General features: G+C 42.2%; 4 protein-coding genes. All 4 read right to left on the reverse strand.

What is annotated here, in order from left to right:
* Nucleotides 1-120 precede the first annotated feature (120 nt).
* The 4 genes from ACVBIO_RS21500 to ACVBIO_RS21515 all read right to left on the reverse strand — a co-directional run bounded on the left by ACVBIO_RS21500 (nucleotide 121) and on the right by ACVBIO_RS21515 (nucleotide 2,180).
* Nucleotides 121-321, reverse strand: coding sequence for a hypothetical protein (locus ACVBIO_RS21500; protein WP_447170529.1), 201 nt, complete (start codon nucleotides 319-321; stop codon nucleotides 121-123).
* A gap of 128 nt (nucleotides 322-449) precedes the next feature.
* Nucleotides 450-1,025, reverse strand: coding sequence for a DUF3833 domain-containing protein (locus ACVBIO_RS21505; RefSeq protein ID WP_447160324.1), 576 nt, complete (start codon nucleotides 1,023-1,025; stop codon nucleotides 450-452).
* Entirely contained in the window at nucleotides 1,013-1,612 is a 600-nt protein-coding gene (locus ACVBIO_RS21510) for a chalcone isomerase family protein (RefSeq protein ID WP_447160323.1), read from the reverse strand. The genes ACVBIO_RS21505 and ACVBIO_RS21510 overlap by 13 nt, the downstream gene beginning before the upstream one ends.
* Before the next feature lie 58 nt (nucleotides 1,613-1,670).
* Nucleotides 1,671-2,180, reverse strand: coding sequence for a DUF2878 domain-containing protein (locus ACVBIO_RS21515; RefSeq protein ID WP_447160322.1), 510 nt, complete (start codon nucleotides 2,178-2,180; stop codon nucleotides 1,671-1,673).
* Between the last annotated feature and the right edge of the window lie 79 nt (nucleotides 2,181-2,259).

Consider the following 2,259-nt stretch of genomic DNA (forward strand, 5'->3'; position numbering starts at 1 on the left):
TTTATTATTGAGTTTGAAGACAGACTTGTGAAACATATTAACTAAAACTGCAGTTACACAGAATCTGTTACACCCTCAATTCAGCCCACTCAAGCTATATTTTCAGACTTGATGGCAGCACTACTTATCTTGTTTTTTGCTGTTCTCTTTCTGCTCTGTTTCTTTAACTAATTCATCATTTATTATTGGTGTATTGTCTGACATGATTGGCGCTTGTCTCGCTGACATCACATCATCACTTGAGCTTGCTGATACACTATAACTGGCATTTGAGCCACAACCACACAGCGCAAACAGACACACACTAAGAAGCATTTTCATCATTTATCCCTACTTTATAATCATAAAATCCTTTCAACTAAAGTAGAGTAAACTCAAGCTATATTCAATCCCGTACTAGAATTAGAACGAGTACTACAGCTGCAACTAAGCTGCAATTATTAAATCATTCAATTAAGTTTAGATATTACTAGCGTTACCTCTGCCACCGTCACTCCGAACTTGTTTATATCACTGCGATTAATAATGGTGTTGTCGTCAATCAGAAACATCCAATCGTCGAAACTCACCTGATATTCACTGCCATCAACAGGCAGCAACATTTCATATTGCCACTGCAGCGCCATTCCCACAGCTTGCCCTTGCGCCGCTCCTAAAATATCATTCGCCGTACCTGTGTATTTACCCTCGCCTAAATCGGTAATATTCCAAATTCGCAGCTGTTTTTCTCCATCATCGTAAATAAACCACTCTTTAATCTCCCCTTTATCGCCTTGCCAACTCGCCAACATTTTTACACTGAAGCGTCGGGTGACTTTGCCGCTAAAGTCTTGAACCGTGCCATGAGCAACTAACTCACCATCAAAAAACGTCTTCAAATCAAGCCTAGGTGTAGTGCCTTGGTAATCATTAATGTCACTACTTGAACAGCCGCTAAGCAATGCGAAGTAAGTCACCAACAGCAGCGCTTGCAACAGGCTAATGCCGCTTTCCCTCTTATTAATAAATCCGCTTAACAATCGCATGCCAACTCTCCAAGTAACTGCTTTCTCAACTCTGGACGACTCGTCGACTCTGACAACCAAATAGCAAGAAAGTCTTCACTAAAACCTACTGGCAGAGGCTGAGCCAAAGGTTTGCCATTAAAATAAAACTGACTATGTTCAGGTGTGAGTATTTTTAAGGTTAGCCTGTCACCTTCATTCACATCAGGCCATATGGCATCAATTGCAGATAGCCATTGTTGCTGGCGCTGTGGGTCCACCCCTAAATGCTGCCACTGATCTTGAGTTGCTTCTACCAAGCGAGCACTTGGGATCTCTTGGTAATATTCGATATCGAGGATCAGCGGATACTCGCCCTGAGTGTAATCGCCATCTAAGGTGAGTAACTTGGCACGATAAAGTGAAAACCACCACCAATCCATTTCGCCTCTGCCGACCTCTTTAAATGATGGGTTATCAGTAACTGGCGCGATAATCGCTTGAGAAGAAACATTAGCCGCTGAATGATTTGACGCAATCAACTGCGGGGTTTTAGCTTCAGTAGCATAACTGACTGCAGCAAGAAGCAATGACGAAGCGAGTGTGAGATATAACTTTTCAATAGCCATGACGCAATTCCTATTAAATTACGATAGCGCAGCCTATCCCCAAACGACTTGAATAGAGTTATTGCGGCGCTTTGGTAACGTTAACAAACATAGGGAATATTACGATCCAGATGGCAAATAGGATCAATGCGCTGGAGAATAACTCCAGTGGCAAGTTGACCGCTTCAAAGCGCTCTCCCGCTAAGTAACTTAAGCACCCAAACACACCACCAAGTATTGCATTAACATACCAGGCGAGTTTTTGGGTAAAGGCTAAGCTATAACGAAGTGATAGGGCAAAATGACACCAAAGAACAAATAACCAAAAAGGAAACTGCTGAAATTGAAACACCCCAGCCCATTTCAAACCTAAGTCGATCGCAAAGCCCAATGATGCTACTTTAATCATTAAGGTTAAGTCTTTGCGTCCCCTTTGAGATAGAGCAAAGTGGACTAATAACAGGCCTGTGGTTAACCATAAAGCCGAGTTTTGATATAGGATAGATAACCACCAGACGGCTTGAAACATCAATAAATTGATGATCACCAAGTGTTGCTGTGCCAGTCTATCCATCGTACTAATTAACATATCAAATACCCTCAACAGCTAGCGGCTAGCACTGCAACGAATGTAACAGGTGCAACCGCTGTAAACAGTATTAAGCACT

Source organism: Shewanella sp. 0m-8, from assembly GCF_052977265.1.